The organism is Streptomyces sp. NPDC002853, from assembly GCF_053591915.1.
Genome location: NZ_JBSFUS010000014.1, coordinates 263,043 through 288,960 on the forward strand (window position 1 = coordinate 263,043; position 25,918 = coordinate 288,960).

General features: G+C 69.6%; 26 protein-coding genes and 2 pseudogenes. 10 read left to right on the forward strand and 18 right to left on the reverse strand.

The window, feature by feature from the left end:
• Positions 1-114 precede the first annotated feature (114 nt).
• The gene (gdhA, locus tag ACWD02_RS34910; protein WP_451218281.1) at positions 115-1,473 is read left to right on the forward strand and encodes an NADP-specific glutamate dehydrogenase; all 1,359 of its coding nucleotides are present in this window, start codon (positions 115-117) and stop codon (positions 1,471-1,473) included.
• 141 nt (positions 1,474-1,614) lie between these two features.
• Here gdhA and ACWD02_RS34915 read toward each other — a convergent pair whose 3' ends face one another.
• Both ACWD02_RS34915 and ACWD02_RS34920 read right to left on the reverse strand, forming a co-directional pair.
• Positions 1,615-2,049 carry a peptidoglycan-binding domain-containing protein gene (locus ACWD02_RS34915; protein ID WP_451218284.1) on the reverse strand — a complete coding sequence of 145 codons (435 nt, stop codon included), beginning with the start codon at positions 2,047-2,049 and terminating at the stop codon, positions 1,615-1,617.
• Between the two features lie 230 nt (positions 2,050-2,279).
• On the reverse strand, positions 2,280-3,260 hold the full coding sequence (locus ACWD02_RS34920; RefSeq protein ID WP_451218287.1) for an SDR family NAD(P)-dependent oxidoreductase: 981 nt from the start codon (positions 3,258-3,260) through the stop codon (positions 2,280-2,282).
• Between the two features lie 238 nt (positions 3,261-3,498).
• Here ACWD02_RS34920 and ACWD02_RS34925 point away from each other — a divergent pair, with 238 nt between their 5' ends.
• Positions 3,499-3,765 carry a WhiB family transcriptional regulator gene (locus ACWD02_RS34925; protein ID WP_451218290.1) on the forward strand — a complete coding sequence of 89 codons (267 nt, stop codon included), beginning with the start codon at positions 3,499-3,501 and terminating at the stop codon, positions 3,763-3,765.
• Between the two features lie 244 nt (positions 3,766-4,009).
• Here the strand turns inward: ACWD02_RS34925 and ACWD02_RS34930 are convergent, their stop codons facing one another.
• The 6 genes from ACWD02_RS34930 to ACWD02_RS34955 form a co-directional block, all read right to left on the reverse strand.
• Complete coding sequence (locus tag ACWD02_RS34930; protein ID WP_451218293.1) at positions 4,010-4,582, reverse strand: hypothetical protein; 573 nt, start codon at positions 4,580-4,582, stop codon at positions 4,010-4,012.
• Positions 4,582-7,113: a DnaB-like helicase C-terminal domain-containing protein gene (locus ACWD02_RS34935; RefSeq protein ID WP_451218295.1), complete on the reverse strand. Its 2,532-nt coding sequence runs from the start codon at positions 7,111-7,113 to the stop codon at positions 4,582-4,584. Before ACWD02_RS34935 ends, ACWD02_RS34930 begins: the two co-directional genes overlap by 1 nt.
• Before the next feature lie 201 nt (positions 7,114-7,314).
• Entirely contained in the window at positions 7,315-7,854 is a 540-nt protein-coding gene (locus ACWD02_RS34940; protein WP_451218298.1) for a hypothetical protein, read from the reverse strand.
• Positions 7,855-7,981: 127 nt separating this feature from the next.
• Positions 7,982-8,476, reverse strand: a complete 495-nt coding sequence (locus ACWD02_RS34945; RefSeq protein ID WP_451218300.1) for a hypothetical protein — start codon at positions 8,474-8,476, stop codon at positions 7,982-7,984.
• A gap of 53 nt (positions 8,477-8,529) precedes the next feature.
• Entirely contained in the window at positions 8,530-9,576 is a 1,047-nt protein-coding gene (locus ACWD02_RS34950) for an MASE1 domain-containing protein (protein WP_451218303.1), read from the reverse strand.
• Between the two features lie 177 nt (positions 9,577-9,753).
• Positions 9,754-10,578 carry a PP2C family protein-serine/threonine phosphatase gene (locus tag ACWD02_RS34955; protein WP_363311288.1) on the reverse strand — a complete coding sequence of 275 codons (825 nt, stop codon included), beginning with the start codon at positions 10,576-10,578 and terminating at the stop codon, positions 9,754-9,756.
• 430 nt (positions 10,579-11,008) lie between these two features.
• Here ACWD02_RS34955 and rph point away from each other — a divergent pair, with 430 nt between their 5' ends.
• Entirely contained in the window at positions 11,009-13,672 is a 2,664-nt protein-coding gene (rph, locus tag ACWD02_RS34960) for a rifamycin-inactivating phosphotransferase (protein ID WP_451218306.1), read from the forward strand.
• A 47-nt stretch (positions 13,673-13,719) separates the two neighbouring features.
• Here the strand turns inward: rph and ACWD02_RS34965 are convergent, their stop codons facing one another.
• A complete protein-coding gene (locus tag ACWD02_RS34965) occupies positions 13,720-15,015 on the reverse strand; it encodes an MFS transporter (RefSeq protein WP_451218309.1) in 1,296 nt (431 codons plus the stop codon).
• Positions 15,016-15,087: 72 nt separating this feature from the next.
• Between ACWD02_RS34965 and ACWD02_RS34970 the strand changes: the two genes are divergently transcribed.
• Complete coding sequence (locus ACWD02_RS34970; RefSeq protein WP_451218312.1) at positions 15,088-15,930, forward strand: LysR family transcriptional regulator; 843 nt, start codon at positions 15,088-15,090, stop codon at positions 15,928-15,930.
• A 60-nt stretch (positions 15,931-15,990) separates the two neighbouring features.
• Here ACWD02_RS34970 and ACWD02_RS34975 read toward each other — a convergent pair whose 3' ends face one another.
• Positions 15,991-16,254: a DUF3253 domain-containing protein gene (locus tag ACWD02_RS34975; RefSeq protein ID WP_451218509.1), complete on the reverse strand. Its 264-nt coding sequence runs from the start codon at positions 16,252-16,254 to the stop codon at positions 15,991-15,993.
• A gap of 496 nt (positions 16,255-16,750) precedes the next feature.
• On the opposite strand from ACWD02_RS34975, the gene ACWD02_RS34980 reads away from it, so the two are divergent.
• From ACWD02_RS34980 to ACWD02_RS34990, 3 genes and pseudogenes are all read left to right on the forward strand, one after another.
• Positions 16,751-17,272, forward strand: a complete 522-nt coding sequence (locus ACWD02_RS34980) for a hypothetical protein (RefSeq protein WP_451218315.1) — start codon at positions 16,751-16,753, stop codon at positions 17,270-17,272.
• Positions 17,241-17,351 (forward strand): annotated as a pseudogene (locus tag ACWD02_RS34985) (hypothetical protein); the annotation flags it as partial. The gene ACWD02_RS34980 and the pseudogene ACWD02_RS34985, both read left to right, overlap by 32 nt.
• A 9-nt stretch (positions 17,352-17,360) precedes the next feature.
• Positions 17,361-18,116: a DUF6461 domain-containing protein gene (locus ACWD02_RS34990; protein WP_451218318.1), complete on the forward strand. Its 756-nt coding sequence runs from the start codon at positions 17,361-17,363 to the stop codon at positions 18,114-18,116.
• Positions 18,117-18,190: 74 nt separating this feature from the next.
• On the opposite strand, the gene ACWD02_RS34995 is transcribed toward ACWD02_RS34990, so the two are convergent.
• Both ACWD02_RS34995 and ACWD02_RS35000 read right to left on the reverse strand, forming a co-directional pair.
• A complete protein-coding gene (locus tag ACWD02_RS34995; RefSeq protein WP_451218321.1) occupies positions 18,191-19,084 on the reverse strand; it encodes an NAD-dependent protein deacetylase in 894 nt (297 codons plus the stop codon).
• Between the two features lie 36 nt (positions 19,085-19,120).
• Positions 19,121-20,026 (reverse strand): sigma-70 family RNA polymerase sigma factor, encoded by a 906-nt coding sequence (locus tag ACWD02_RS35000; protein ID WP_451218324.1) that lies wholly within the window; start codon positions 20,024-20,026, stop codon positions 19,121-19,123.
• Between the two features lie 82 nt (positions 20,027-20,108).
• Between ACWD02_RS35000 and ACWD02_RS35005 the strand changes: the two genes are divergently transcribed.
• Positions 20,109-20,558, forward strand: a complete 450-nt coding sequence (locus ACWD02_RS35005) for a carboxymuconolactone decarboxylase family protein (protein ID WP_451218327.1) — start codon at positions 20,109-20,111, stop codon at positions 20,556-20,558.
• A gap of 85 nt (positions 20,559-20,643) precedes the next feature.
• A complete protein-coding gene (locus ACWD02_RS35010; protein ID WP_451218330.1) occupies positions 20,644-21,045 on the forward strand; it encodes an Imm10 family immunity protein in 402 nt (133 codons plus the stop codon).
• 31 nt (positions 21,046-21,076) lie between these two features.
• On the opposite strand, the gene ACWD02_RS35015 is transcribed toward ACWD02_RS35010, so the two are convergent.
• The 5 genes from ACWD02_RS35015 to ACWD02_RS35035 form a co-directional block, all read right to left on the reverse strand.
• On the reverse strand, positions 21,077-22,042 hold the full coding sequence (locus ACWD02_RS35015; protein WP_451218333.1) for an ADP-ribosylation family protein: 966 nt from the start codon (positions 22,040-22,042) through the stop codon (positions 21,077-21,079).
• 90 nt (positions 22,043-22,132) lie between these two features.
• Positions 22,133-22,414, reverse strand: a complete 282-nt coding sequence (locus ACWD02_RS35020; RefSeq protein ID WP_451218336.1) for a hypothetical protein — start codon at positions 22,412-22,414, stop codon at positions 22,133-22,135.
• A 70-nt stretch (positions 22,415-22,484) separates the two neighbouring features.
• The gene (locus tag ACWD02_RS35025) at positions 22,485-22,970 is read right to left on the reverse strand and encodes a hypothetical protein (protein ID WP_451218339.1); all 486 of its coding nucleotides are present in this window, start codon (positions 22,968-22,970) and stop codon (positions 22,485-22,487) included.
• A gap of 242 nt (positions 22,971-23,212) precedes the next feature.
• Complete coding sequence (locus ACWD02_RS35030) at positions 23,213-24,283, reverse strand: endonuclease/exonuclease/phosphatase family protein (RefSeq protein WP_451218342.1); 1,071 nt, start codon at positions 24,281-24,283, stop codon at positions 23,213-23,215.
• Entirely contained in the window at positions 24,280-24,906 is a 627-nt protein-coding gene (locus ACWD02_RS35035) for a M15 family metallopeptidase (protein ID WP_451218345.1), read from the reverse strand. Before ACWD02_RS35035 ends, ACWD02_RS35030 begins: the two co-directional genes overlap by 4 nt.
• 134 nt (positions 24,907-25,040) lie before the next feature.
• Here ACWD02_RS35035 and ACWD02_RS35040 point away from each other — a divergent pair.
• A pseudogene (locus ACWD02_RS35040) lies at positions 25,041-25,119 on the forward strand (response regulator transcription factor); the annotation flags it as partial.
• Between the two features lie 132 nt (positions 25,120-25,251).
• On the opposite strand, the gene ACWD02_RS35045 reads toward ACWD02_RS35040, so the two are convergent.
• Positions 25,252-25,734, reverse strand: coding sequence for a peptidoglycan-binding protein (locus ACWD02_RS35045; RefSeq protein ID WP_451218348.1), 483 nt, complete (start codon positions 25,732-25,734; stop codon positions 25,252-25,254).
• Positions 25,735-25,918 lie beyond the last annotated feature (184 nt).

The following is a 25,918-nucleotide window of genomic DNA, read 5'->3' on the forward strand; positions in this document are numbered from 1 at the left end:
TCACGCGCACGGCAACGGCGCCGAGCGTCCCGACCGGGCTGTACCGGAGCACGCCGCAGCTGCGCCGCGCTCCGGGCCGGATCCCCGGTGTCAGCCGTGCCAGAAAGGGCCCCCTTGACCACGCGATCCGAGACGAAGACCACGCTCGCGCAGCTGCTCGCCGAGATCGAGCACCGCAACCCCGCTCAGCCGGAGTTCATCCAGGCCGTACACGAGGTCCTGGAGACGCTGGCGCCGGTCATCGCAGCCCGTCCCGAGTACGCCGAGCCCGGCCTGATCGAGCGACTGTGCGAGCCCGAGCGGCAGGTCCTGTTCCGGGTGCCGTGGCAGGACGACCGGGGTCGCGTGCACGTCAACCGCGGTTTCCGGGTGGAGTTCAACAGCGCGCTCGGCCCGTACAAGGGCGGCCTGCGCTTCCACCCGTCGGTGAACCTCGGCGTCATCAAGTTCCTGGGCTTCGAGCAGATCTTCAAGAACGCGCTGACCGGCCTCGGCATCGGCGGCGGCAAGGGCGGCAGCGACTTCCAGCCGCACGGCCGCAGCGACGCGGAGGTCATGCGCTTCTGCCAGTCCTTCATGACGGAGCTGCACCGGCACATCGGCGAGCACACGGACGTGCCCGCGGGTGACATCGGCGTCGGCGGCCGGGAGATCGGCTATCTGTTCGGCCAGTACCGGCGCATCACCAACCGCTGGGAGGCCGGCGTCCTGACCGGCAAGGGCCAGGGCTGGGGCGGCTCGCTGATCCGTCCGGAGGCCACCGGCTACGGCAATGTCCTCTTCGCGGCGGCGATGCTGCGCGAGCGCGGCGAGGACCTGGAGGGCCGCACCGCGGTCGTCTCCGGCTCCGGCAACGTCGCCATCTACACCATCGAGAAGCTGGCCGCCCTCGGTGCCAACGCCGTGACCTGCTCGGATTCATCCGGATACGTGGTCGACGAGAAGGGCATCGACCTCGACCTCCTCAAGCAGATCAAGGAGGTCGAGCGCGGCCGGGTCGACAGCTACGCCGAACGCCGGGGCGCATCGGCCCGCTTCGTCCCGGGCGGGCGGGTCTGGGAGGTCCCGGCCGACATCGCGCTGCCGTCGGCCACGCAGAACGAGCTGGAGGCCGACGACGCGGCCGCCCTGATCCGCAACGGCGTGAAGGTGGTCTCGGAGGGCGCCAACATGCCGACGACGCCCGATGCCGTACGCCTCTTCCAGCAGGCTGGTGTCGCCTTCGGGCCCGGCAAGGCAGCCAACGCGGGCGGCGTCGCGGTCAGCGCCCTGGAGATGGCCCAGAACCACGCCCGTACGTCGTGGTCGGCGGCACGGGTCGAGGAAGAGCTGACGCACATCATGAACGACATCCACAGCACCTGCCACGAGACCGCCGAGCGTTACGACGCCCCCGGCAACTACGTGACGGGCGCCAACATCGCGGGCTTCGAGCGGGTCGCGGACGCGATGCTGGCGCAGGGCGTGATCTGAACCGAGGCCTGGACGGCAGCGAGGAGCGGGGCGCTCTCCCCATGGGGTGAGGCGCCCCGCTTTCGCCCTCTCGCCCACCTCTTGGTCAGCGGGTGCGTGAAGGCGGCGTCGGCGTAATGCCGACCCGGCAGTCGGCGCGGATCAGAAGTTGAAGCAGGCCGCGCCCTCGGGGCCCTTGATGAGCCAGCTGAAGACCTTGCGTGTTTTCGGGCCGTAGAGACCGTCCGCGGGTGAGACGCCCCTGGCCTGCTGGAGATGGGCGACAGACGCCTTGGTGGCGGGGCCGTAGATGCCGTCGATGGCGCCGGGGCTTTTCATGCTGCATCGCAACAGGGAGTTCTGGAGCGCCTTGACCGCGGAGCTGCTGTTGCCCGGGCCCAGCTGGCAGTTGAGGGAGCCGTTCGAGGCCGCGGCCACCGGCCCCGAATAGCCCGCGTTCCACTTGATCACGGTCTTGGTGCAGATCGGCGTTGCTGCGTGCGCCGGGGCGGCTGTCGCGGTCAGGAGCCCTGACGCGAGGAGAGCCGAGCCGAGGCCGGCGGCAGTGAGGCGCCGGATGGGTGCGGAGACGGACATGGTGTTGTTACCCCCGTGTGTGATGGCGTGGTCGGCCGAACGGCTCGGTACGGGCCGACTCGGCGGCATGCGTCTGAGGCTTTCCCTTGGTCGGCGCGCCATGGGCACGCATCGTCGACCGGAATCAGCATCTGGCACGGGCGGGACCAAGTCGTCCAACCACGGAGGTAATCCAGTAAACCTTGGTGGTATCCGAAGCGGCCCGAGGCCCTGCTCGGGGCGGCGGTGAGTCAGCTTTCGCGCTCGTTGTAGGCGTCGGCGGCGCGTTCGTTCAGGGCGCTTCCCCATGTCTGGAAGCGGCCGCTGACTGCTCCCTTCGGTGGGTCGACCTCGGTGCCGCGACGCAGCCGCGGGCGTCCGGAGGGGGCCTGCGGCAGCAGCCGCGCCACCACGCCGTTGAGGCGTGTCGTCGCGGCGGGCGCCAGACCGTGGGCCAGGTCGGCCGCACGAGCCAGGGGGGTCAGGACCAGCCGAGTACGGCGCCGGACGACGGCCTTGACGATGCGTTCGGCAGCGCGCTGCGCGTTCATCGAGACCAGCGGCGCACCCGCCGCCGCGGAGAACCAGCCGTACTCCTTGCTGCGTGCGCCGCCGAACTCGGCCTGCAGATGCGACCCCGTCCGCATCAGCCCCGGATACACCGCCGTGACGCTGACACCGCTCGCGGCGGCTTCGGCGTGCAGCCCCTCCGCCAGGACACCCGCGGCAGCTTTGGCACCGGCGTAGGGCAGCAGGTGGGGCACGCCCATGAGCCCGCCCACCGAGGAGATGACGCCCAACCGCCCTCCCTGCTCGCTCTCCCTGAGATACGGAAGCGCTTCGAGGCAGGTGTGCACGGCCCCCATGTACATCGTGTCCATGGCGTCCCTGAACTCCTTGGCGCCGATGGCTTCCACCGGCGCCACCTGGATGACACCGGCGTTGGCGATGACGATGTCCGGCCCGCCGCAGGTGTCGTGGGCGGCCCGGAACATGGCGTGCACCGCCTCCTGGTCACGCACGTCGCAGACCGAGGTGTGGACGGCGACGTCGGGCCGGCGGTGGAGCAGCTTCTTCTGGGCGGCCGCGAGCTCATCGGTGTCACGGGCAGCGATGACCACCGTGCAGCCACGGGCAGCCAGTTGGTCGGCCATGAGCAGCCCGAGTCCTCGCGACCCTCCGGTGACGAGCGCGGTCTGCCCTGCCAAGGATTCTTCCGTGGTCCGTGCCATGAGCGCTGGGTGCTCCCTTCCTCAGATACCGCGACACCGCGGCGGCGGTACCGCCGGGTTCCCCGGTCGCGACGCTTCGATCCCGTGGCGTCGGGATCTTCTTTCCGGTGTGCGGGGCGTTACCCGTGTTCCCTCTGTTTCGCCCGGTGCCTCCCGGGCACTCGGGCTGGAGTTGAGCGTGAACACGGCACAACCAATCTGGCGGCGCGGTCCTGATCCGGCGCCGCAAGGAGGCGTCATGGAGCTGTGGTGGCGGCAAGCCGCCTGTGCCGACGAAGATCCCGAGATGTTCTTCCCGGTCGGCACGTCGGGCCCCGCCGAGGAGGACCTGCTCGCCGCGAAGCGGGTGTGTCATCGCTGCCCGGTCCTCGACCGGTGCCGGGACTGGGCGCTGGAGACGGGGCAGGCCTCAGGTGTGTGGGGCGGCATGGGAGAGGACGAGCGGTCGAGGCGGCGACGCAGGGCGACAAGGGCCGCGGCCCGCAGAACCCCGGCCAGAACCTGACCCGCGGGTGGCGCCGGCGGCAGTTCAGGTTGCCGTCGCCCGGGCCTCTGCCGGTCGATCCCTCGGCCCTGCCGTTCACCTTCTCCGACCGACCTTGTCCGCCACGACGGCCTCTCCTTCCAAAGAGCCCCTCTGACGGTTCTGGTGCGGGGCCCTGGGCCTTCAACGTAGGCCGGTCACGTGGACGTCGCCTTTCAGCGGCGGCATCTGGCCGAGCAGTGCACCACTTGTCCGAGTGCTGCCCTCACCTGAGCTCAACGGCGTACGAGGCTCCGGGGAAGTCCCACCCGTCCGTGCCTTCGCCGATGTCCTCGACGATGACGTCGTCGATGAAGTGATCCTCGAACGCGTCGTCGGTGAGCTCGCCTGCCGCCCAGAGCGTCTCGATGTCGTCCCAGTGCCCCCGGCGCCCGTCGATCCGCAGAGGCGCGGCCCGCCTGGTGCCACGGACGCGTTCGTCGGCACCGGTCTTGACCGTGCCGCTGATCTCGAACTGGCCGCCCTTGACCTGCGTGGGGATCGGTTCGGCCGGGACGATGGCGGCGTTCTCGTAGGCGGTGTGGATCACGTCGCGATAGCTGCGGCGGACGCTGTACTCGGGGTCGGACAGCCAGTTGACGAGGGTCTTGGTCGTGACGTGCAGTCCGGCGTCCTCCAGGATCTGGTAGCCGCGATGGGTCTTGGTGAGGTGGCTGAGCTGGGCGTGCCAGTGCCGGGCGGTGTAGGAGGAGAGGCGGTGGCGCGGGGTGACCTGGGCGCGCAACAGGTCACCCAGAGCGGCGCCCAGTGAGGGGCCGTGCCCGGTGGGACCGGCCATCAGTCCTCACCCTCGGGGATGAACTCCCCGCGCGGGACGAACTTTGCCTTCACTTCGCCGAAGCCGGCCCCGACCCGGTAGGGGGTGGGGGGCGTGGCGTCGGGCGTGAAGAAGACGGCCGCGTCGACGTTGCGCAGGGCGATGAGCCGGTGGCCCTCCTGGACTGCCTTGAAGGCCGTGATCCAGTGGCGCACGGACGCCTCGGCGACCATGCTCATGCGCCAGTCGGGCCGCCAGAACGGCGAGCGCTGTTCCTCTCGTTTGGGCCACAGCAGACGCAGCGCGATCGACAGACGCGTCTTGTACGCCTTGTAGGGCTCGCCGCCGCCCTGAACGAGCTCCATACGTGCTTCGCGGGCCGCCGTGTAAAACGGCTTGAGGAGCGATTCGTTGGCCTTGCCGGTCCAGGAATCGTGGAACGTCAGCGGGGTGTCGATGTGGCCCTCGCGGATGAGCCGTTCCAACTGTCTGATGTGCGGGGTGGTGACCCACACACGACCGTGCTCGTCGGCGCTTTCGACGACCCGGCCCAGAGGGTGGGGCATGTCGGGGCGGTCCCACTGCGGGATGTCGATGAGGTAGATGCCGGCCTGGGTCTTGTCGAACGCCTCGAGAGGGCCGGTGTGCAGGAGCTTGTTCGGGGCGAGCGGGACGGCCGAACAGGCCGAGGGATAGGAGCCGTTGCGGTCGATCAGGCACATCACGCCGTCGCCGAACGAGTCGGGTACCAGGAGCTGGTCACGCCTGACTCGCTTGCCGTTCGCGTTGACGTGGGCGACGCGTTCGCTGGTGACCTCGGGGTGCACCCAGCGCGGCTCGCCGTCCATGTCCTCGCTGATCAGAGGCCAGGGGCCGCTGTCGCGCTCCTCGGTACGGATGACTTGGATCGGGTGCATCTTCGAACGGGCCACCGCGTCCTTGAGGATCACCAGCGCGGGGAACACCGCTCCCTCGGGCTCATCCTCCTCATCCCCCGGCGCCAGACCGTAGGCGTCGCCGTCGTCGTCGGCCTCGCCGATTTGTTCTTCGATGCGCGCCTCGGCCGGCTGCTGGACCTCCGATGGGGGCACTTCGCCGCTCGCGGGACCCACCACTGCCGTGGTTTCCGTGGCGGATCCGGGCGCCGTGGTGGCGTAGGTGTGCAGGGCGTCGGCCAGCCGTCGCCCCTGGGCGGTGTCCGGGCACGACACACCGGCGGCGGCCAGGTCGTGCAGCGGACCGCGCAGGTGCGCAAGGGCGCCCGCATCCCCGCCGGCCACGGCCGTGCGCAGCGCCGCCAGCAGGCGGGTGGCCTCGGCGGGCAGCCCCTTGAGGGCGCCGGAGGTGAAGGGAAGCCCGGCGTCAGCCAGTTCACGCTCGGCGTCGTGCCCCCTCCCCTCCTGCGCACTGGCGGCAGCCGCAGCCGTGTCCTCGGCGGCGGGAGCAGAGGCAACGGGACCGGCGTCCAGGAACCTGGCGCGGACGAGGTCGGGCCGCAGATGGGCACGGCCGATGATGCCCAGATCCCGTTCGGCGACCGTGACGGCCGTCAGCGACGGCCCCGGGGCAAGGGTGAGGATGACGTCCGCGTCGAGCAGGTTCACGATGGCCGGCTCATCGGTGTCCACGACCACCAGGACCGGCACATCAAGGGTGCGGGCCAGCTCGCCCAAGACCTGCACGGCCTGCGGGAGGTGCTCTCCCGACAGCGGCAGACGCGGGTTGGGGGCCCGCTGCAGGCGATCGACCACGACGAGCGCCAGGTCGTCGGCCAGCGGTGCGGTCTCCGCGATGGCCTGCGCGCTCAGGTCGGTGCCGTCATCGATGAGCAGCGGTGCGTGCCGCAACCGGTCGGCGACCTCCTGCTCGTGGGGGGTGAGCGTGCCTCGCTTGAGGCGTGCGTAGTCGCCACCGGCCTCCGCGGCGATGACACGGCGGGTGATGTCCGCGCTGCTGGGTCCCGATGCCGCGTACAGGACGCGGCCGCCCTGCACGAGCGCGGTGTGACGGGCCGCGGCGAGGCCGACCAGGCTGCCGCCCGCCTGCGGTGGGGCGGCCACCAGGACCAGGCGTCCCGGGTGCAGGCCACCGGTGGCGTCATCCAGACCGGCAAGGCCGAACGAGAGACCCGGCACCGAGACAGAGGTAAGGACGTCGCCGATGGCATCGCCGAGCGTGGCGAGCCTGCGGCGTGCTGTGGGCTGGGTGTTCACCGCGCCTCCTGCCTGGGCCGCGCCAGAGGCGGCGACATCGGATGGGGTGCCGCTGATGGGGCCATCCACGGGCAACAGGACCGCGACGGGGGTGGCATAGCGGCGCAGCACCTGGGGCTGCCCGCCCGCGGCGAGCGCGACGAGCTCGCCGAGTTCCTTCTGCGCCGAGCCCAGGGCGTGGCTGGCAAGGCCGTTGCTCTCCGGGCGCCGAGCGGCGGGGAAACGGTCCAAGGGGGCGAGCACCGCACGGACACCGCGATTGCCGATCAGCGTCGACCTGGCGTCCTGCCCCTCGGCCAGCTTCACCAGGGCGTGCAGCTCCTCACGGGCCTCGGTCACATTCCTGATCCCCGGGGTGCGTTCACTCTCGGGCGCTTGATCCATCCCCACAGCCTCTCTCAACTCACCCCCACCCTAACGACAACCCACCACTCCCCAATCCAGGCTCACCACTCTTCACGCCTCAAGTCACCCTTATGCGTGCGCGTTCCCAAGAGGACAAGGTGAGCCGCCACGGGGGTTCTGCCTCGCCTGCTGGTGCTACAGGTTGTGCACCGCGACTCGGGCGGTCGCGACGAAGGCCAGGAGAGACTGCCAGAAAGGGTCGTAGTACTGGTCGAAGGCCGCGAGGGCGTCGGGGTTGTCAGTGATCGCCTCATCGAGTGCACGGTACGGGGGCCTGGTCGCGAGCCGCAGTGTTTCCGCGGCCTCGGCGACATCGTCCGGCCCTTCAAGGCTGATCACCCAGATGCAGTGGCGGAGTCTGCTGTACGCCTCCCGAAGGCCGACCCGTATCTCCTTCAGCGCGGGCACCTGCTCGGCTCGGGTGCCGCCGGCCGCATGGATGTCGGACACCGCCCAGTACAACTCGGCCATCTTGTGCGCCTGCTCAATGAGGCGCACGTAAGCGGCCCTTCGCACCTCACTCACATGTACGGAGCGCTGCATCCGCTCGGCGGTGGCCGCCTGGATCTGCGCGGCCCTGGCGGTCCCTCTGCTGGTGACCCAGCTGGCCATGACTGCGGTGCCGGCGGTCAACGATGAAATCCAGAGGGCAGAGTCGACCATGCCGGAGATCATCCCAGGCACCGACTTGCCGCCCTAGATCGAAACCAGCCCCTACCGGCGCCGCTCTACCCGTATGGGTGGCCGAGCAACATGCTCAACGCGCCATTCACCACCGCCACCGCATCCCGTCCCGCGCGCTTCAGGCCGGCTCGGTGCAGAGGAAGCACCCCTCCCAGTACGGAAGCGCACTGAGGATCCGATGCAAGGCGCAGGAGGCCGTCGCGCGTTCGTCCGCTCCCGGGAAGCCTCCTTCGCGGAGAACTTCGTCGGTCGGCTCGAAGGACTCGACCATGGTTTTGAACTGGCGCAGGTAGTCACGGGCGAAGGAAGGCTCGTAGTCCAGCTCGCTCCAGCGGTGGCGGCTCGACGCGAGGGCGGTGGCACGCAACACGAAGTCCTTCGATCTGGCACGTTCGCGTTCCGTGGCGCCCCAGGCGATGTCTCGCAGGTCGAATCCGACAGCCCCACGACCCATCACATTCTGGTCCTGCAGCGACAGGAGGGATGCGAAGCGGTAGTCCCACTCGTCGTCGGCGAGATCGGACACCGCCAGCATCAGCACGTTGACGAACACCTCTGTCCCGCCGTTGGACAGGTACAGGCTCTTCGAAGCGCCACCGAACACGTTGCCCACGGGGGACACCGTACGACGTCGCCCTTCGGGGTCGGCGCGCCGGATCGGGCCGCTTACACGTCCGTGTCCCGGCGGCTGAGGCTGTCCGTTACCGTCACCGTTCCGTCGTCGGGATGGAGCGCGGCGACGTGCCGGGGGGACAGTTCGGGTGGGGTCTCCCCCGCGGCCAGGTGCTCCAGGACCTCTGCCAGTTCCCCGCAGGCACTCTTCACCGACCGTCGGGTGGCGCGCTGTTCCGCGACCATGGCGGACAACAGGAGCGCCGTCAGCGCGGTGGCTCCGTTGAACGCCTGCAGTTTCGTCATGACCTCGACGGCGGTCAGGTCCTGGAAGGCACCCTGCTGCTTGTTCGCCTCAAAGGTCGTCAGGACGGACGCGAACAGCGCGCACAGCATGCTCCCGGCCAGCTGGAAGCGCAGCGCCACCCAGATGAGCAGCGGGAAGACGAGGAAGAGCAGGCTCAGGTCGCCGAGCACCGCCAGAGGTACGACGATCACGGCCGCGAGGCCAAGACACAGCATCTCCTTCCACCGCCTCAGCCGCAGCGGCCCAGCGGCGCCCACCAGCACGAGCAGGAGGGGGGTGACCAGCAGGACACCCATCGCATCGCCCACCCACCAGGCCAGCCACACCGACCAGAACTCCCCCGATTCCAGCCCACCGGTCAGCACCTGTAGCCCGACCCCCGCCGTGGCACTGATCAGCATGGCGCCGAGCCCGCCGAGGAAGACCAGGGCCAGGCCGTCCCGCAGCCGTGAGATTCCGACCCGAAAACCGACCCGGCGCAGCATCAGGTAGGCGCAGAGCGGGCCGACGGTGTTGCCCGCCACGGTGACGAGCGTGGTGAGCTGAGGGGTGGTGAGGGACGCGATCACGAGGAAGGAACCCACGGCGATCCCGGGCCAGACCGACACGCCGTAGACGAGCAGCGCGGCGACGGCGACGCCGGTCGGCGGCCAAATGGGTGTGACGATCACTCCCTCGACGGTGAGCCGGCCGAGCAGGCCCAGCCGCCCGGCCACGTAGTAGCAGGCGGCCACGGCCAGTGTCTTGAGGACTACCTCCAGGGACAGCCGGAACCGCCGGAACCGTCGAGTCACCAACACAGGGCCATCAGACACCGAGTGGACCACTTCGGCCATGTGAAGGCCCCTGACCGGGTCCCCTCGCGTCCCGTCGCGTCACGTTCCGAGCCGTCTCCTCTCCTTCCTCCCTTCTCGTCCCCTCCCGTCGCATCGCGTTACGCAGTCTTCCTCGGCGATCCGGCACCAGCCCCGCTACAGCGCCCCACCGTCATGGCCCACGACAAGCACGGCGGCATCGTCCTCGTGCCCCACCGTGTCCGCCAGCCGCATGACACCGCCGACGAGAGCGTTGATGCCCAGCCCGGCAGCGGTGGTGATCTCGGCGAGCCGCATCACCCGCCGCAGGCCCTCGTCGAGGCTCAGCGACGGCCCCTCCACCACGCCGTCGGTCAGCAGCACGACCACGCCGTCCGTGGTGAGCCGGTGGCACACCACGGGGTACTCGGCGCCTTCGAGCACGCCGAGCGGGGGCCCGCACTCTCCTTCGTCGACACCGGACCGGCCGTCGGCCGTGGCCCAGATGTGGGGGATGTGGCCGGCCCGAGCGCACTCCAGTACGCCGGTGGCCGGATCGAGGCGCAGAAAGGTGCAGGTCGCGAAGAGGTCCGCGCCCAGGGAGATGAGCAGGTCGTTGGTACGCGTGAGCAGCTCCCCCGGGTCGCCCGTGACGGAGGCCAGCGCGCGCAGACCCACACGGACCTGCCCCATGAACGCGGCGGCCTTGATGTTGTGCCCCTGCACGTCTCCGATGGACAGCCCGATACGGCCGTCGGGCATGGTGAAGGCGTCGTACCAGTCTCCCCCGACGTTGAGCCCGTGGTTGGCGGGCATGTAGCCCACGGCGAGGCGGACACCGGGAGGCTCCGGAAGGTCGTGCGGGAGCATGCCGCGCTGCAGGGCCACCGCCAGCTCCACGCGGGAGCGCTGCATCTCCGCGAGCTCCCGGGCGCGGGCGGTCAGGGCCCCGAGCCTGGCAAGCAGCTCGTCGCCGTCGTCGGCCGCCTGCGTACGGAACATCGATCGCCCCGGTTCCGCGAGCACACCTTGCATAAGTTCAGCTGTGCTTCGCCTCGTGCGCCACTGGCACGTCCACCACTGGCACGTCTTCGCGCCAACAACTCTGCCCGGAGATGACGGCGCACGCACCCTGTCAGCCCTCCACCGGCAGTCCGAGCCGGTCACGGGCACGGCGGACAAGACGTCGCGGGCGGCAGAAAGAACAAAGGCAAGGAGAGATCTCTCCTTGCCACTCTCAACATATAACCCAGTAGGGGGCTTGCCACAAGGCCCCCACCACGGCGCAGAATCATCGGCCGACGCCACCACCTGCGGAAATGAGGCACGAGGTGCGAGTGCCTTTGTCGACCGCACGGCGGCGTGGTGACGTCGAACCACGAACCAGAGCCACCCCAGTACAACGCAGCGCGGCTGCCCCGGAGGTAACGCAGTGACTGAGCAGTACGTGCAGTACGTGTTGGATCTTCAAGAGGTCGACGAGACGCAGGTCGCGGTCGTCGGCGGCAAGGGTGCGCACCTGGGAGGGCTGTCGCGGATCGAGGGCATCCGCGTGCCGCGAGGCTTCTGCGTGACGACGGACGCTTTCCGGCGCACCATGGCGGAAGCGCCGTCACTCGACGAGCGACTGGAACAGCTGGCGCGCGTGAACCCTGACGACCAGGAAGAGATCCGCACGCTCAGCGCGCAGATCCGTCGGACCATCGAGGAGACTCCCCTCCCGGCCGATCTCGCGACGGCGATCACCCAGGCGCTGACCCGGATCGACGGGCAAGCCGCCTACGCCGTGCGATCCAGTGCGACGGCAGAGGACCTGCCCACGGCCTCCTTCGCCGGCCAGCAGGACACGTACCTGAACGTCGTGGGCCCGACGGCGATCCTCCAGCACGTCAGCAGGTGCTGGGCCTCGCTGTTCACCGAGCGGGCCGTCACCTACCGCCGCCGCAACGGCATCGACCACCGTACGGTCCACATGGCCGTGGTCGTGCAGCAGATGGTCTTCCCCCACGCGGCCGGGATCTTGTTCACGGCCGACCCGGTCACGGGCGACCGGAAGGTCGCCACGATCGACGCGGGCTTCGGCCTCGGCGAGGCCCTGGTCTCCGGCCTGGTGAACCCGGACATCTTCAAGGTGCGCCACGGCGAGGTGGTTGCCAGGACGATCGCCGCCAAACAGCGTGCCGTGCAGGCCCTGCCCACCGGCGGCACGCGGGAGGTCACCGTCGACGCACGGCAGCAGGAGCAGCCGGCGCTGACGGACGGCCAAGCGGTGGAACTCGTGCGGCTCGGGCGGCAGATCGAAGCGCACTTCGGCCGCCCACAGGACATCGAATGGTGCCTGGCCGATGACAATGACGGTGCTGGTGCTGGTGCTGGTGCTGGTGCGGGCGAGGGCGAAGGCGCAGGCTTCCTGATCGTTCAAAGTCGGCCGATCACCACCCTCTATCCCGTCCCCGAGGCCGGTGACCAGGACAATCACGTATACGTCTCCGTCGGCCACCAGCAGATGATGACCGACGCCATGAAGCCCCTCGGGTACTCCATGTGGCAACTGACGGCCATGGCGCCGATGCACGAGGCCGGCGGCAGGCTGTTCGTCGACGTCACCCAGCGCCTGGCATCGCCCGCGAGCCGCGCCGGCCTTCTGGACCTCTTGGGCAAGGGCGATCCGCTGGTCAGGGACGCTCTGGAGACCGTCATCGACCGCGACGACTTCGTCCCGTCCCTTCCGGAGGCGATCCCCGGCGGGCCACCGCGAGGCGCTGCGCCCGCCGCCCCGATCGCGACCGATCCGGCCGTCGTCACCGAGCTGATCGAGCGCAGCGAGGCGTCCGTCGCCGCCCTGCGGCGCGACATCCGGACGAAGACCGGGCCGGAGCTGTTCGACTTCCTCCTGGAGGCCTTCGAGGAGCACAAACGCGTCCTCGGTGACCCCTTGAGCGTGCAGGCGATCATGGCGGGGATGGAAGCCACGTGGTGGCTCAACGAAAAGCTGCAGGAGTGGCTGGGCGAGAAGAACGCCGCCGACACCCTCACCCTGTCCGCCCCCGACAACATCACCTCGGAGATGGGACTGGAGCTGCTCGACGTCGCGGACGTGATCCGCCCGCACCCGGAGGTGATGGCGTACCTGCAGGGCGTCGAGAACGAGGACTTCCTGGACGAGCTGCCGAAGCTCGCGGGCGGAACCGAGGCGCGCGACGCCATCCAGGCCTACCTCGACCGGTACGGCATGCGCTGCGTCGGCGAGATCGACATCACCAGGCCTCGTTGGAGCGAGAGTCCCACCACGCTGGTGCCCGTGATCCTCGACAACGTGAGGATCTTCGAACCGGGCGCCGCCGAGCGCCACTTCGAGCAAGGGCGGCAGCGGGCGCAGAAGAAGGAACAGGAAGTGCTGTCCCGCTTGCGGGCCCTGCCGGACGGAGACCGGAAGGCCGACGAGACCAAGGCGATGATCGACCGGGTCAGAACCTTCATCGGATACCGGGAGTACCCCAAGTACGGCATCATCTGCCGCTACTTCGTCTACAAGAAGGCCCTTCTCGACGAGGCGGAGCGCCTCGTGCGCGCAGGCGTGCTTGCCGAGAGGGAGGACGTCTTCTACCTCACGTTCCAGGAACTCCACGAGGTCGTACGCTCGAAGCAGCTGGACGACCAGCTCATCGCGCAGCGCAAGGACGATTTCCGGGCGTACCAGACGCTCACCCCACCCCGGGTGCTCACGTCGGACGGCGAGGCCCTCACCGGGGCGTACCGGCGCGACGACGTGCCGTCCGGAGCCCTGGTCGGCCTGCCGGTTTCCGCAGGGACCGTCGAGGGCCGGGCCCGCGTCATCCTCGACATGTCGCAGGCCGATCTCGAAGCGGGGGACATCCTGGTCACGTCCTTCACGGACCCCAGTTGGTCCCCGCTGTTCGTCGGGATCGCGGGCCTGGTGACAGAGGTGGGCGGCCTGATGACCCATGGCGCGGTGATCGCCCGTGAGTACGGCCTGCCGGCCGTCGTGGGTGTGGAGCAGGCCACCCGCCTGATCCGTGACGGGCAGCGTATCCGCGTCCACGGAACCGACGGGTACGTCGAGATCCTGCCTTGACCGACCCCACCGAACCGACGAGGGGCGGCGCACGCTCCTGCCGGACCTCACGCGCCGGGCCGGGTACCGGTCTCGTGCGGGTGCGGCGGGAGCGGCGGGCACGGCGGATGCGGCGGGTGCGGCGGGTGCGGATCGAGGCCCCGTGCCCCGGTGAGCCCAAGTCCGTTGTGCGGGGGCCGCGTTCGGGCGCGTGAGCCGCGGGACAACAGGTATCCGGCCAGGGCGGCGGCGAGGCCGGCCAGCCCGGCCGCCACGAAGCCGCCGCCCGGCACGGAGGCGTCGATCGCGATCCCGACGATCGGCGTTCCGAGCGCGAAACCCGCGCTCAACGCCGAGGATTGCAGACCCGTCGCCTCACCCCGTACGCCGGCGGGCGCGAGTCGCATCACCGCGTCGGCCACCGTGGAAAGTGTCGGCGCGACGAGCAACCCCGAAAGGGCGACGGCCACGCACAACCAGGGCCAGTCGTGGGCCAGCCCCGCGGGAATGGTCGCGAGTCCGAGCAGACCGAGCAGCAGCCAAGTCGGCAACGGCCGGGACAGCACGCCGTACACCAGCCCGCCGACGACGGAGGCCGCGCCGTACGTTGCCACGACCACGGCGGCCCAGGAGACCTGGCCGGCTTCCTTGAGGGTGGCGACGATCCCCAGGTCGGTACCGCTGAGCAGCATCGTGGTGCCGAACGCCATCATCAGCATGGCGATCATGCCCGGGCCGAGCCACTCCCGGCGACGGGGGCGTCCGACCGCTTCGGCGCCCGCCTCGTCCTTGGTGCGCAGCGGCGGGTCGAGAAGGGCGAGCCCCGCTCCCCCCACCACGATCGCGGCTCCGACACCCCATGCCACCACCTCGGGGGACACCTTCGCCGCGCAGAGGATCACGATCGGCGGGCCCGCGATGTACGACAGTTCGCCCTGCACCGATTCCAGCGCGAAGGCGGGGCGGCGCTGCTCCGCCGTCGTCATCGCGGCGATCGCCTGCCGGGTCACCGGCTGGGCCGGAACCATCAGCAGCCCCGCCGCGAAGGCGGCGCCCAGCAGGGTCCCGTACGGCAGGACCGGCACGCTCAGCCAGAACACGACCTGCGCCACGACAGTTGCCAGCAGCACCGCACGCAGGCCCCGCCGGTCGATCATGCGGCCGAGCAGTGGCCCGCCGAGCGCCAGTCCGGTGGTCAGCGCCGCCGCGACACCTCCGGCTGCCGCGTAGCTCATGTCCAGACCCAGCACGACGTACATCGTCAGCGCCATCACGTCGGCCGTGATCGCGGCACGCGCGAGCAGTGAGATGCCCAGCAGCGATGCCATCCCCGGCACGGCGAGTATCTGTCGGTATCCGGTCACCCGTGTGACGCTAGATCCTTGCTCGCACCATAGGTAGTGGTTATTTCGCTGCATCAGCCATAATGGATATTTATGGCCAAGGACCTCGAGACCGCGTTGCTGCGGTCATTCGTCACCGTCGTCCGGGCGGGCAGCATCAGCCGCGCCGCGACCACGCTGGGCAAGACCCAGCCCGGGCTCAGCCAGCAGGTCCGCAAGCTCGAGAGCGCCGTCGGCCGCCCGCTGCTCTACCGATCGCCGTCCGGTGTCTCACTGACCCGGGCGGGCGAGGAGCTCCTGCCGTACGCCGAACGCATCCTCTCGCTCAGCGCACAGGCACTCACCGAGACCGGGCGCGCGCTGACCGGCCGCTGCGGCGTCGGGCTCCTCGAAGACCTCGCCGCGGCCCAGCTTCCACAAGCGCTCGCCGACCTCGCCCGACTGCACCCCGGCGCGACGCTGGAGGTGCTGAGTTGTTCCACCGCCGAGATGCGGGAGGCCTACGAAGCGGGCCGCGTGCAACTCGTCCTCGACGAGGTGCCGGTGGTCCCCGCGCCGCCACGCTGGACGGTACGCCGCCCGCTGGTCTGGGCGATCGGCCAAGGCGTGGATGTGGCCGATGATCCGCTGCCCGTGGTGCTGTTCTCGGGCGCCTGCACCTGGCGTACGTCGGTGCTGGAGACCCTGGAACGGGCCGACAGGCGCTGGCGGGTGGCGTTCGAAAGCAACAGCCTGGTCGGTGTACTCGCCGCGGTACGGGCCGGGCTCGGGGTCGCCGCACTCATGCCCACGAACCTCGAACCGGGCATGGTCGGCCACGACACGAGCGCCCTGCCCACTCTGCCGGACGTCGAACTCGGTCTCGCACGACACCCACGGACCGAGGGCGATCCACTGATCGACGCGGTGGAGACGGCATTGCGGCGCACCCTCTGAGGAGCGTTGCGCTCGAAGGGTGGCTCTGTGCCGGGTCGCGCCCGGCGCGGAGCGCGTCCGTCAGTGGACGCGGCGGATACGGATCGGGCCGCGGGCCTTGTCCGGATCGACCGGCCGACCGCCTTGGGTGATCTCCACCTCTCCGGCCGTCACCAGGCGCCGGGCCGCACGGCGGGCCGGTTCCATGAGGGCGCGCCAGCCGTCGTCGTCGCCGTCGTAGACCGCCCGCGCGGCGTCGGACGGGCAGATGGTCGCATCGGCCGCCCGCTTCTCAAGCAACTCCACGATGGCTCGCTCCAAGCGCCGCTCGGTCCGCCGTTCCATGTCGGTCACGGCGCCAGTGTGGCACCGCCGACCACGAAAACCGGGGATCGGCCACGGCCACCGGGACCTGAGCATCAGCAGCAGTGTCAGACCTGTCTGCCACGATCGGCGCATGGGATTCTTCGATGATCTGGTGTTAGCGGAGCAACCGGCCGCAGAACGGACCGCGTTGGTCTGGCTGAGTCCGCCGGGAAGCGACGCTGGGCATTACGCACCGCCCGCCGAGTGGTTTGCACCGGTGCTGCACTCGCAGTTGGCGGTGGTCGGTTCCGGGGCGGACGCCCGGGTGGTGATGACGGGATGGTCCCTGTGGCCGCACGCGGCGACCTTGCATCTGTCGGTCTTCCGCAGGGCGAGATGGTCCACCACCGAGGCAGGCCGGCAGTCCGGGCTCCGGGTCGGCCTGTTGTTCTGTGATGGGCGCCGGGTGACCTCACTGGACGCCAAGGTGCAACGGCCTCTGGAGCAGACACGTCCGGATGGCCGGAGGACCACGGTGATCACGAACCAGGCCGTCGGGCTGATCCCGCTGGACACTGGGCTGCACCAGCCCCGCCGCACCCTCTTCAAGACCGACGTCGACCTGTATCTGCCACACCTTCCCCCGTCCGGCGAGGCGCAGTTGGTCATCGAGTGGCCGGACGAGGGCATCGACGAGACTCGCACCCCGATCGATGCCTCCGCATTGGTCGCCGCGTCGGCCAGGGCGCTCGAGATCTGGCCTGGCCTCGAACCACCGGATCCGGCGAAGCAGCCGGAGTCCTTCGCGGCCTTCGAGGTGAGCGGACCGCCCACCCTCCTGGCTCCGCCGCTGACGGGACGCCAGCGCACGATGTTGCGCCGCCAGGAGGAAGAACAGCTGCGCTACCTGCCGAGGGCCGACTGGGAACGAATGGCTTACCGGGATTGGGGGGACGCGGCGGTGATCCGGGCCCGCCTGCAGGGGGGGCGCACCGCCCAACGCACGCGTCCAAGGTTCGACTCCACTGCACCGGACAGCGGAGCACGAGGCAGCTGACGCGGTCACCGCACTCCTGTCCCATGGCGCGGAAGCCGACGCACACGACGACGAGGAACACACACCTCTGTGGTACGCCGCCTGCACCGTGAACGAGGCCAGTGTCCGTGCGTTGATCGCCGCTGGGGCCGACGTGTGGACCCCGCAGACGGGGCCCTGGTCGCCGGGCCGGCTGCTGCTGACCACATCGCTCGCGCCACTCGTCGCGGAACTGCCCGGGAGAGTGGAGCTGCCCGCCGACGAAGCCGCTGCCTTCCGGGAGGCGGACGCCCTCATCGCGGCCTGCGGCGAGCAAGAACTGTGGACCGAGGGCCTTGGCCTCTGCTTCGTGCGGGGACTGAGTGAGGAAGAACTGATCCGCCGCCTCGGCGCCGACCCCACGCGATGCCCGACGGCAGGCCTTGAGTACGGCCCCTTCGACCTGGCGGACCATGAAGCGACCCTCCGCCATGTGGGCGTGACGAGCGTGGCCGGCGCACCGGGCGGCTGCGTGATCACTCAAGAGGGGTACATGCCGAGCGACGACACCCTTCTGCGGGCGATATCCGCGGGCACCGACGCGTACGGCATCTACTTCAACCCCAAGGGCGGCACCTTCGGGACCTTGGCCCGGAACGGCGAGGTCGCAGCGCACGAGGAGATCGGCCTGCCGCCGGACGCGTCGGATCCATCCGCCTACTGGCACTTCCGCTTCTGGCAGCGACAGCACACCTTCCCCCACTACGCCAACACCCTCGCCTACGCCGCCGCGGCAGCCGGTCTGCGCATCAGCAACGCCCAGAAGGCGGTGGACCGTCGCTCGCCGCGCCGCTGGGTGGAGTTGCCTCCACGGCTTCGCCACTGAGAGAGGGGCCGAGCCACGCCCGGAGGGACCGCACGGGGAGAACGTTTTCGCAGCACGCTGGTCGCATCGACTCCTCAGGCACACACCTTCGCCACCAGAGCCGCCAGCGCCTCCCCCAGCGGCAGTTCGATGCGCTGGGTCGCCCAGCGGTCGCCTCGGGTCGGGCCCTGGTTGACGATCAGGACCGGTGTGCCTGACTCGGCCGCCTGGCGCACGAAACGCAGGCCGGACATGACGGTGAGGGAGGAACCGAGCACGAGCAGGACGGCGGCCTCATCCACCAGGCGGCGACAGGCCGCGACCCGCTCCGGGGGGACGTTCTCACCGAAGAAGACGACGTCCGGCTTCAGCACCCCGTCGCCGCAGGCCGCACACGGCACCACCCGGAATTCACGTACCGCCTCATCCGGCAGTTCCACGTCGCCGTCCGGGTTGACCCGCGCGGCACGATAGCGCTCGGCGGCGGCCTCGAACCCGGGATTGGCCTCCCTCAGCCGACGGTCGAGCTCCGCTCTGGTACTGCCTCGCCCGCAGGTCAGGCAGACCACCCGGCTCAGGCTCCCGTGGAGCTCGATGACGTTCCGGGCCCCGGCCGACTGCTGCAGCCCGTCGACGTTCTGTGTGATCACGCCGGTGACGAAGCCCGCCTCGGCCAGCGCCGTCACCGCCCGATGGCCGGCGTTGGGGCGGGCCCGCGTCATCGCCCGCCACCCCAGCTGACTGCGCGCCCAGTACCGCCGGCGAGCCTGCTCGGCACCGATGAACTCCTGATACGTCATGGGCGTGTGCCGACGCAGGGAACCGTTCTCGCCGCGGTAGTCCGGGATGCCCGACTCCGTGGACAACCCCGCGCCGCTCAGCACCACGACCTTGCCCGCGCGCACCGCCTCGACGACAGCGGTGAGGTCGCGCGAGGCCGGGAGCAGACCGCCGGTGGGCTCCCAGGTCAACGTCGGTCGCATCCGCATGCCTGCCAGCTTACGTTCTGACGCGTGAACGCCGCCTCACACCGGGGCCGGCAGGTCCATCAGCGCGAGTTTGGCCGGGTCGGTCACTGCCGTCATCTCGGTGATCCGGCCGTCGACGACGGTGAACGCGAGAACCGACAGCGGGGTGCCGTCCTCGTGCCAGGAAAGGACGCCGGGCATTCCGTTGACGATCGCCGCGTGCCCCGCTGTAGCTGCGCCTGCGGCCAGCTTCGCGCCCGCGGCGACCTTGGAGGCGCCGAGGACGACGGCCACGCCGTCGGGGGTGCCGACGGTCAGTCGCACGTCGGGGTCGAGCAGTCGCAGCAGGTCCTCGAACTCACCGAGCCGAGCCGCTGCCAAGAACGCCCGGACCACCTCCCGTTGTCCCGGCCCGACGCCGGTCGGCCGCTCGGTCGACTGCACCTTCTTGCGGGCGCGGCTGGCGAGCATCTTGGTGGCATCGGTCGACTTGCCGAGGATCTGGCCGATCTCGTCGAAGGGCACCGCGAACAGGTCGTGCAGTACGAAAGCCAGCCGTTCGTTCGGCCGGAGCGATTCCAGTACGACGAGGAGCGCGAGGCCGACCGAGTCCGCCAGCATCGCGTCCTCCTCGGGAACCACACCGTCGTCGAGCGTCACCACCAGTTCGGGCAGCTGGTCGCCGAAGGGCGCCTCGGGACGGGACCGGCGCGATCGCAGGACGTCCAGGCTGATCCGGCCGACTACCGTCGTCAGCCAGCCGGCGAGGTTGTCGATGGCCGCCGCATCCTGGCGGGAGAGCCGCAGCCATGCCTCCTGGACGGCGTCCTCGGCGTCGGCGTGCGATCCGAGCATGCGGTAGGCGACCGCGCGAAGCCGGTCACGCTGGGATTCGAACGCCGCGGCCACAGGGCCCGTCAGGTCTGCCGCTTCCCTCGGGTCCGTCGGGCTGGTGTCGCGCATGTCGTTACCTTTCTCGAAGCTGCTCCGTCGTGGGTGATGACGGGCCCGAACGGGCGTAGGTAACCGATGAAGGAGCAGACCGATGGAAGCACGTTTGAAGAGCACGGTCAGTCCTGACCTGATCACCGCGATCCAGCACCTCCACAAGGTGATTGCCGCCGGCGGCGTCGACCAGCACCTGCTGACGCTGGTCCACCTGCGCGCCAGCCAGATCAACGGCTGCGCGCCGTGCGTCTTCGCCGGCGTCACGGGGGCGAAGAAGGCCGGCGAGACGGAGGAGCGGCTGCACCACGTGGTCGCGTGGCGCGAGACCCCCTTCTACACCGATCAGGAGCGTGCGGCGCTCGAACTGACCGAGGCCGCCACCCGCATCCAGGACGGCGCACCGGGAGTTTCCGACGAGATCTGGAACGCCGCCGCCGAGCACTTCAGCCAGGAGCAACTGGGCGCGATCACCATGGAGATCGCGCTGACCAATTTCTTCAACCGCATCAACCGCACGACCCGGGAACAGGCCGGCAAGACCTGGTGACCCGCGCGGGGTGTCGTCGCCCGGCACCGCCCGTCGGCGGGCGCCGGGTACGGCTCAGGGTGGAGCGGCTGCTAGAAAAAGCGTCATGACCTACCGTTTCGTCGCGCGTGAAGCCGGCGCAGAGACAGACCCTGACGGCTACTTCATCGAGGCCGGCATCTCGGACCGCAACGGCTTCATCATGCTGTTCCAGTGCGGCGGCGAGGAGCCTGACGAGCAGGATCTGTCGCTGGGGATGGACACGCACTGTCTGGTCACTGCGAACCAAGGCACCGCATACGGATGTGTGCGGGCGGTTGAGCTGACCAACGAGGTTTTTCGGGTGTCCCTGGACCCGGACTCCTTGCCGGCGTTGGGGCTGAGTGACTGCGAGATCGAAGCAGCCATCGAGGCCCCTGCCGAAGACATGGCACAGTTCCGCGAGGTCCTCATGAAGGTGCTCGCCTACGGCCGCGTGGACGCTCGCCCGCTGCGGGTCGCGGTCTGATGGAGACTGCTTCCCTGCCCGTCCCTGCGGTTCACCTCTCCAGTACGTCCACTTGTGGGAGGGAGCGGTGCCGGTGGTGCGCCTCTGCGATGGCCCTCAGCGCGGGGCGGTCCAGCGCGCGATAGGCGAGTACGAGCAGTTCGTGCGCGAGGGCCTCGTGGCCCGGGTCACCCGCCGACGCCCAGTGCAGGTCGCGGCCCAGGAGCAGCGCCTCCGTGGGATCGCCCTGCGCGCAGCGGCGGCGGGCGTCCTCCACGGTCGCCCGCAAGGCGGCGGCATCGTCGAACAGGTCGTACATGTAGGTCGCGAACTTGTACTCGTCGGCGCCGCGGTGCCCGGGGCGGTCCAGGGTGGAGGCCCCTGAAGCGAGCCCGCCCGCACCGTCCAGTGTGGTGATGCGGTCCGGGTCCACGGGCCCGGCCGCCCTGTCGTATTTCGAGGAGTAGGAGAGTCCCACTTCGGGCCGGTCCCCGGTCTCCACTGCGGTCAGCGCATCGCGCAGCAAGGCCAGTTGCTCGCGTCGCACGGGCGCCTCTTCGTCCCGTATGTCGTCCTCAATGTCACGCCAGACACGTTCGAGGAGAGCGCGTACCGCCTCCAGCGGCGTGCTCGCGGTGGTGTCGATCTCGCCGCCGTCGTTGTTGTAGTAGGACGCGACCCCGCTGCAGGTACGGCCGTCGTCGAACCACAGGCCGTAATGCAGACCATCCGTGCCGCCGTGCATGAAGGTCAGGAACTCGGGCGGGTCCCGGTAGTAACGGCCGTGCACGCGTACGTCGATGTCCTTGACGGGCATCCGGTCAGGGTCGTCGAACAGATCCATGATCCCGGCCGGGCTGACCCCCATCTCCGCCAGCGCGCGCCCTTCGATCGGGCCGAGTGTCCCGAGGAACGACCAGAAGCGGAAGATCGACTCAGGCAGTTCGAGCCCCCAGTCCCCCAGGACGCGCGCCTCGATGGCGGCTCGTGCTGCCGGGTTCTGCGAGTTGCCGCTCATCGGAAGGTCCCCCAAGTTGTGGTACATGTAAGCCGATCGCCGACTGCTTCGAACCACGGCCTACTGGTCGCGCTCGGGCCTGACAGGACTCTAACCTTGACCCCAGACCGCGTCCTCCTGCGCCTGCACCCAGCCGAGCTGGGCCTGGCTGAGCGGAGGATCAAAGCCTGCCGGGAACATCAGCATCCGCGGCTGTGGCCACAAGTTCTCGGCTCCGTGTCGTTCACAGCGCAAAACCAGCAGGTGCGGACCTTCCCCACACGCCTCATGCCGATAGGCACGATCATGCGGCAAGCAGAAGTACCAGAACGTCGTGCAGTCGTCGTCATCAGTGGGCTCATGGAAACCGGGGTCGCGCACGACCAGCGTCACCCGTTCCTGCCGGTTGAACGGAGGGATGGGTCGCGGGTCGCACCACAGCAGTCGAGGGGGAAGCACGCGCTCATCCTGCGCCGACTGCGTCTCGCCCGGGGGAGGTCGCGCCAGGCATTCCCAGGGCGGCCAAGAGGGCTGCGGAAAGTTCTTCCGCGAAGAGAGCCGACCCGGCGAGTGTCTGTCGAATCGCCTTCTCGTCGGGGGTCAGTCCGGCATCCATGGACCAGGCAAGTGCGCCGGCAACGGCGGGTTCCATGGGGAATTCCTCGAGAGGTATCTCGTAGCTCTCCGCCAGCTCGCGGTTGAGCAAGCCCTCCCAGCTGCCGCCTCCCGGCGTCCGGGCTTCGACGAACCCCAGATCGCTGTCCATGAAGGACACCATGACCGCCGGCGTCCCCGTCCTCTGCACGAGGGCCGCCAGGCTGCGCTGCCCCGCGTCGGCGAAGTCCGTCACGCCCCAGCCCTCCGCCAGCGTCTCCGTTTCTTCGATACCGGTGAAACCAGCCGCCTGCATGAGCTGGTGCAGTTCGCCCGTGGACCACCGGGTCGCCAAAGATCCGCCTGAATTTCCCATGGCCCGCAAGGTAGCGGACGCCTCTGACAAACAGGGGCCGGGAACAGCCCGCCATCGATCACGGCTCGCATGGATCCATACGCGCGTAGACCCGATGCGCATGGTTCCGGCGCGAATGGGCACACGGCGAAGGCTGGAAGGGGAGGGCTGTACGCCTGGGGAGGTCGAAGGGCCTCCCCTTCCACCACAAGCGAGCAATGGCACTCGCGTCAGTACGCCGGTCACCAGCTGATTCCTGCCGCCACCGGCAGGTGATCGCTGCCCGTTTCCGGCAGCACCCACGCACGCGCCGGCTCCACGCCCCTGACCAGGATCTGGTCGATCCGTGCCACCGGGAACGACGCCGGCCAGCTGAAGCCGAGGCCGTCACCGGCCTCGTCCTGCGCCGAGCGCAGCTGCGAGGTGAGACCGGCCAGCGCGCGGTCGTCGGTGGTGCCGTTCAGGTCGCCGAGCAACACCACCCGCTCGTTCCGCTCGGCGGCGACGGCCTTGGCGAGCGCTTTCGCGCCGCGGTCCCGGTCGCCCGTCGTGAAGCCGGCCCTGGGGACCACGCGTACGGAACCCAGGTGGGCCACATACACCGCCAGCGGACCCCGGTCCGTGGCCACCGTCGTGCGCAGCGCCCGGTTGTAGGTCATCTTGACGTCGGTCGGCTTGGTGTCCGCCAGCGGTCCGTAGTCCATCTCCGTGTCGACGGGTTGGGTGTCGGACAGCGGCAGCTTGCTCCACAGCCCAACTGTCCCCTTCATCACGTGGTACGGATACGTCTGGGCCAGCGCCTTCTCGTACAGCGGCTTGGCCTGGGCACTGATCTCCTCCAGGGCCAGTACGTCCGTCTCGGAGTCGGCCAGGGCGCGGGCGGTGCCGGACGGGTCGGAGTTGCCGGCGCCGACGTTGTGGCTGGCCACGGTGAGGTCGCTGCCGGGGTGGGACTTGTCGGTGAGCAGCCCGCCGAAGAGGTGCAGCCACACCGTGACCGGTACCAGCAGCGCGACCACCGCGGAGGCGGAGCGACGCCACAGCGCCCCGGCCAGCAGCACCGGGACAAGCAGGCCGAACCATGGCAGGAAGGTCTCCACCAGGCTGCCGAGGCCCCCGTGGTCCGTGATCTGTGCGTGGAGGAGCATGAACAGTCCCAGCAGCAGGGCCAGGGCAGTGAGCACCGGGCCGCGCTTCCAGGGTCCCGGCCCGCCCACTCCGTCCTGCTCGCCTCGATCGACGTGGTCGCCCTGACCGCTCCCCTCCGCCGTGTCGACCCACGCCATGGTCTGTCCTCGCTCGCTCACGCTCACTGCTGCATCCTCGGGTCCTTGGTGGGGTCGGCATACGTACGCGGGCAGCCCTGATCGACCGCTTCGGGGCGTAGTTCGTAGTGCCACGGTTCGTTCTCGTAGATCTGACACAGCCCGTACTCGGCGCCACGCTCGGCAAGCCACTGCGTGGCGTCGGAGTGGCCGAGGTCGGCCGCATCCCCTGACACGTGGGGAGACGTCGCCGCGGTGGCCACCCATCGGGCAGCCTCGTCTTGGGACCCGTACTCGGCGACCGCCTCGCGAAGCAGCTGGTTCTGGTAGTCCGCGGAACGCCAGCCGCTGTTGACGTAGATCTTGACCCCGTCGTCCGCCGCGTCCGCAGCGGCCTGGCGCAGATTCTTGAGCAGCTCCGGATCGAGGCGGGCCACGGCCGGAGTCGCGTCATCGAAGACCGTCACTCCGTCGGGAACCACGCCGTCATCCTCGCCGAGCGCATCCTCGCGATCGCCGCCGAGTGAACTCAGCGGTGATGCTGCGGCCGAGGAGGACGAGGGCTCGAGTAATCGCCCGCCGAGGGCTGCGGTGAGCCCCGCCATGACGACTGTCAGGCCGAGCAGGCAGATCAGACCGACGGCAAGGCGCCGACGCATCCGACGGGGCATCGTCCGTGCTGATGGTGGGATTCGAGTCATGCCGCCAGTCAAGGCAGCAGGGTGTTGCCGGCACGTATGCGGTTTTGGATACGCCGACGATATGCATCCGCTCGTAGCGTCGAGAGCATGCGCATGTTGGCTGTCGAGACGGCCATTACGTCGCGCTGGCCAGGAAGCAGTTCGCCCTGCTCGAAGTACTCGTGGCGGCCGAGGCTGTGGTGCTCACCGGCGAAAACACCGGTGAGCACCTCACCCCGCACATGGTCGCGACACTCACCGACCGGACACGGCCGGCTGGCAGACCGCCGTGCCAGGCGTCTCGTGCACGGCGAGTCCAGTCACCGGGTGGTTCAGTCAGCGGGAGGTGCAGGGCTCGCACAGGAGGCCCTGGGCGAAGCGCTCGAAGGCGGCCTTGGTTCCGGCTCCAGGAATCCCGTCGATCGCGCCGTTGTAGTTCCAGCTGTCATTGCTGAGCTTGCGCTGCAACGCCTTGACCGTGCCGCTTCCGACGACTCCGTCGATCGCTCCGTTGTAGCCGTGCGCCCTGAGGTGGCGCTGGAACGCCTTCCAGCTTCCGGCGCCCAGGTAGCCGTCGATGGAGCCCTTGTAGCCATGGTGCGCAGCCAGCCACTCCTGGACGGCCCTGGCCTGCCTGCGGTCCAGGCCGAGGTTGACCACTGCCTGCGCGGTGACGCCAGGGGTGGTCACCGTTGCTGCCCCCGGCGTTGCCGCCGACGCCGCGGCGGACCCGGCTCCCGTCACCGTGAGGCCGGCGCCCACCACGGCGGCGGCGAGAGCGAGCCGGACGAGCGATCTGGTCGGCAGTTTCGTGTGCATGTGCAGCTCCCCGTTGACGAATCCCATGCGGCCCGGGCAAGGCGTGCAAGTCCTGTTCGGAGCCGCTCTCTTCAGGGACCGACGATAGGAACGAGGTGGTGCCCCGCGCATGAGTATCGGTACTCAATGGTCAACGCCGGACCGCGAGCAGCTGGGGCTCGGGGTCCGGCGCCGACGGCCGTCC

What these genes read in the sequence shown, in the direction of transcription:
- ACWD02_RS35010 (WP_451218330.1), top strand. Translation starts at nt 20,644, where the DNA reads ATGACCTACCGTTTCGTCGCGCGTGAAGCCGGCGCAGAGACAGACCCT.
- ACWD02_RS34930 (WP_451218293.1), bottom strand. Translation starts at nt 4,582, where the DNA reads ATGGCCGGTCCCACCGGGCACGGCCCCTCACTGGGCGCCGCTCTGGGT.
- ACWD02_RS35045 (WP_451218348.1), bottom strand. Translation starts at nt 25,734, where the DNA reads ATGCACACGAAACTGCCGACCAGATCGCTCGTCCGGCTCGCTCTCGCC.
- ACWD02_RS34940 (WP_451218298.1), bottom strand. Translation starts at nt 7,854, where the DNA reads ATGATCTCCGGCATGGTCGACTCTGCCCTCTGGATTTCATCGTTGACC.
- ACWD02_RS34995 (WP_451218321.1), bottom strand. Translation starts at nt 19,084, where the DNA reads ATGCGGATGCGACCGACGTTGACCTGGGAGCCCACCGGCGGTCTGCTC.
- ACWD02_RS35005 (WP_451218327.1), top strand. Translation starts at nt 20,109, where the DNA reads ATGGAAGCACGTTTGAAGAGCACGGTCAGTCCTGACCTGATCACCGCG.
- ACWD02_RS34975 (WP_451218509.1), bottom strand. Translation starts at nt 16,254, where the DNA reads ATGGAACGGCGGACCGAGCGGCGCTTGGAGCGAGCCATCGTGGAGTTG.
- ACWD02_RS35035 (WP_451218345.1), bottom strand. Translation starts at nt 24,906, where the DNA reads ATGCCCCGTCGGATGCGTCGGCGCCTTGCCGTCGGTCTGATCTGCCTG.
- ACWD02_RS34920 (WP_451218287.1), bottom strand. Translation starts at nt 3,260, where the DNA reads ATGGCACGGACCACGGAAGAATCCTTGGCAGGGCAGACCGCGCTCGTC.
- ACWD02_RS34955 (WP_363311288.1), bottom strand. Translation starts at nt 10,578, where the DNA reads ATGTTCCGTACGCAGGCGGCCGACGACGGCGACGAGCTGCTTGCCAGG.
- ACWD02_RS34925 (WP_451218290.1), top strand. Translation starts at nt 3,499, where the DNA reads ATGGAGCTGTGGTGGCGGCAAGCCGCCTGTGCCGACGAAGATCCCGAG.
- ACWD02_RS34970 (WP_451218312.1), top strand. Translation starts at nt 15,088, where the DNA reads ATGGCCAAGGACCTCGAGACCGCGTTGCTGCGGTCATTCGTCACCGTC.
- ACWD02_RS35000 (WP_451218324.1), bottom strand. Translation starts at nt 20,026, where the DNA reads ATGCGCGACACCAGCCCGACGGACCCGAGGGAAGCGGCAGACCTGACG.
- ACWD02_RS35015 (WP_451218333.1), bottom strand. Translation starts at nt 22,042, where the DNA reads ATGAGCGGCAACTCGCAGAACCCGGCAGCACGAGCCGCCATCGAGGCG.
- ACWD02_RS34915 (WP_451218284.1), bottom strand. Translation starts at nt 2,049, where the DNA reads ATGTCCGTCTCCGCACCCATCCGGCGCCTCACTGCCGCCGGCCTCGGC.